We start from the raw sequence: 2,573 nt of genomic DNA on the forward strand, positions 1-2,573 counted from the left end.
GGGCATGGCCCGCCCTGCCGCGCGCGGCCCTTCCCGGCGGCCCGTGCTGCCCCCGCGCGCAGCGTCCGCAGAGCGCGCAGTCCTGCTGCCCCGACGGAGACCACTCATGATGGCGTTCGCCGCTTCCCGTGTTCCTGCGCCCGGCGGCGAACTGCCGCCGGCCGTCCACGACGGTGGCGCGCGGCCCGACCGTGCCCCGTGCTATCCGGTCATCGCCGCGTTGACGGCCGCCATGCCGCAGGGCGAGGCGCCGCCCGACGCCGCGCGCCTCGCGCTCGGCGCGGCCCGCGCGCTGGGCCGCGCCGATCCGGTGTTGTCGGTCCAGGCGGCGCCGCTGCGCAGCTTCGACGGCGCGCTCTACCGCACCGGCACCGGCGCCTGGACCATCCTCTACGGCGACCGCCTGCCCGCGCCGCGCGCGCGCTTCATGATCGCGTACCTGCTCGGCCGCCAGTTGCTTGGCGGTCCCGGCCTGGAGTTCGTGGAATGCGCCGACGAGGCGCTGATGGCGATGCCGGACGACGAATCGGCCGGCGGCCTGGCCTATGCCTTCGCGGCCCGGCTGCTGATGCCGCTGGAGGCGTGCCGCCGCCACCTGCCCGGCGCGGTGGACCTCGACGCGCTGGCCGCGCTGGCGCAGCGCCTCGGCTTGCCGCTGCCGCACGTGGCGCGGCGCTGGCTGTCCTACACCGCGCAGCGCGCCGTGCTCACGCTCGGATGCGACGGCCGCCCGCTCGGCACGTGGGCCAGCGAGACCGCGTTCGGCCTGCCCGCCGCCGATCTGGCGGGCACGCACATGGCGTGGGAAGACGGCATCGGCATCGGCCTGTCCTTCGGGCCCAGGCATGGCGCCGCGCGCGCGGGGCAGCGCCGGCCCGCGGCGTTTCCGCGCTAGCGCCGGGGGCCACGTCCCCGGCGCATCATCGATGCCCGCTCAATTCCCGCTCAATGCTCGTGATGCAGGTACTTCGCCTGGCGCGGCAGCCGGAAGCTGACGGCGAACACGATCACCATCATCGCCGTCACGTACCAGTAGAAGCTCGACTCGTGGCCGAGCGACTTGAGATCGAGCGCGACGTACTCGGCCGAGCCGCCGAACACCGCGTTGGCCACCGCATAGGCCAGCCCCACGCCGAGCGCGCGGACCTCGGTCGGGAACATCTCCGCCTTCACGATGCCGCTGATCGAGGTGTAGAGGCTGACGATGGCCAGCGCCACGGAGATCAGCACGAACGCGGCGAACGGGCTGTGCACCGCCTTGAGCGCGGTCATCACCGGCACCGTGCCGAGCGCCCCGAGCGCGCCGAACAGCAGCATGTTGTTGCGCCGGCCGATGCGGTCCGACAGCATGCCGAACAGCGGCTGCATGCACATGTAGAGGAACAGGCAGCCCGTCATCACGTAGCTGGCGGTCTTGATCGACATGCCGGCCGTGTTGACGAGGTACTTCTGCATGTAGGTGGTGAACGTGTAGAAGATCAGCGAGCCGCCGGCGGTGTAGCCGAGCACCGTGAAGAAGGCCGCCTTGTGGTTGCGGAACAGCTCGGTGAGCGTGCCGGCTTCCTTGCTCGAGCGCGTGGCGGCCGAGGTGGTCTCATGCAGCGTGCGGCGCAGGAACAGCGCGATCACGGCGGTGATGGCGCCGACCACGAACGGGATGCGCCAGCCCCAGGCCTTGAGTTCCGGCTCGTCGAGGAACTGCTGCAGCGCCACCACCACCAGCACCGCCAGCAACTGCCCGCCGATCAGCGTGACGTACTGGAACGAGGAAAAGAAGCCGCGCTGGCCCTTGAGCGCGACCTCGCTCATGTAGGTCGCGGTGGTGCCGTACTCGCCGCCGACCGAGAGGCCCTGCAGCAGCCGCGCCACCAGCAGCAGCGCGGGCGCCCAGGCGCCGATGCTGGCATAGGTGGGCAGGCAGGCGATCAGCAGCGAGCCGCCGCACATCATCGTCACCGACAGCAGCAGCGAGTTCTTGCGGCCGTGGCGGTCGGCGATGCGGCCGAACAGCCATCCGCCGATCGGGCGCATCAGGAAGCCCGCGGCGAACACGCCCGCGGTGTTGAGCAGTTGCGCGGTGGGGTCGGACTTGGGGAAGAACGAGCCGGCGAAGTAGATCGCGCAGAACGCGTAGACGTAGAAATCGAACCACTCGACGAGGTTGCCGGACGATGCGGCGACGATCGCGTAGATGCGCTTGCGTTTTTCTTCTGCGGTTGGGGGAGCGGTAAAAACGGGGGCGGAGAGATCGGTCATGATTTGCCTTTTTGATTTCGTCATGCCGCCCCGCGCCAAGGAGGCCACGGGGGCCAAGCCGGCATGCAGGCGTCCAGTGTACTGCGATTGCGCCGGCGCGGCCGTCCTGCGCGCCTGTCGCCGCATGGCGGCGGCGCGACATGGCGCGTATGGACCTGTCACGGCGTGACATTCCGGACGGCCGGTTTTCTCGCGCGGCGGATGCGGCGAGCCGCGCGCCGGCACAAGGCACGAACGCATGCCGCGCCGGCTTCGGCGCGGAAGGGGGGATCCATGCTGGGGATGGGTCGATGGGGCGCGCCGCCTTCGGCGGCGCG

2 protein-coding genes are annotated in these 2,573 nt (G+C 71.1%); one reads left to right on the plus strand and one right to left on the minus strand.

The features are described 5' to 3' along the window. Positions 1–106: 106 nt before the first annotated feature. Positions 107–895 (plus strand): ImmA/IrrE family metallo-endopeptidase, encoded by a 789-nt coding sequence (locus K206_RS0110910; protein ID WP_020202448.1) that lies wholly within the window; start codon positions 107–109, stop codon positions 893–895. Positions 896–945: 50 nt separating this feature from the next. Here K206_RS0110910 and K206_RS0110915 read toward each other — a convergent pair whose 3' ends face one another. After that, entirely contained in the window at positions 946–2,256 is a 1,311-nt protein-coding gene (locus K206_RS0110915; RefSeq protein ID WP_020202449.1) for an MFS family transporter, read from the minus strand. Between the last annotated feature and the right edge of the window lie 317 nt (positions 2,257–2,573).

It is taken from the genome of Cupriavidus sp. WS, assembly GCF_000395345.1.
GTDB lineage: Bacteria > Pseudomonadota > Gammaproteobacteria > Burkholderiales > Burkholderiaceae > Cupriavidus > Cupriavidus basilensis_B.

Coding starts and splice junctions, on each gene's coding strand:
- K206_RS0110910 (WP_020202448.1), top strand. CDS start 107: ATGATGGCGTTCGCCGCTTCCCGTGTTCCTGCGCCCGGCGGCGAACTG.
- K206_RS0110915 (WP_020202449.1), bottom strand. CDS start 2,256: ATGACCGATCTCTCCGCCCCCGTTTTTACCGCTCCCCCAACCGCAGAA.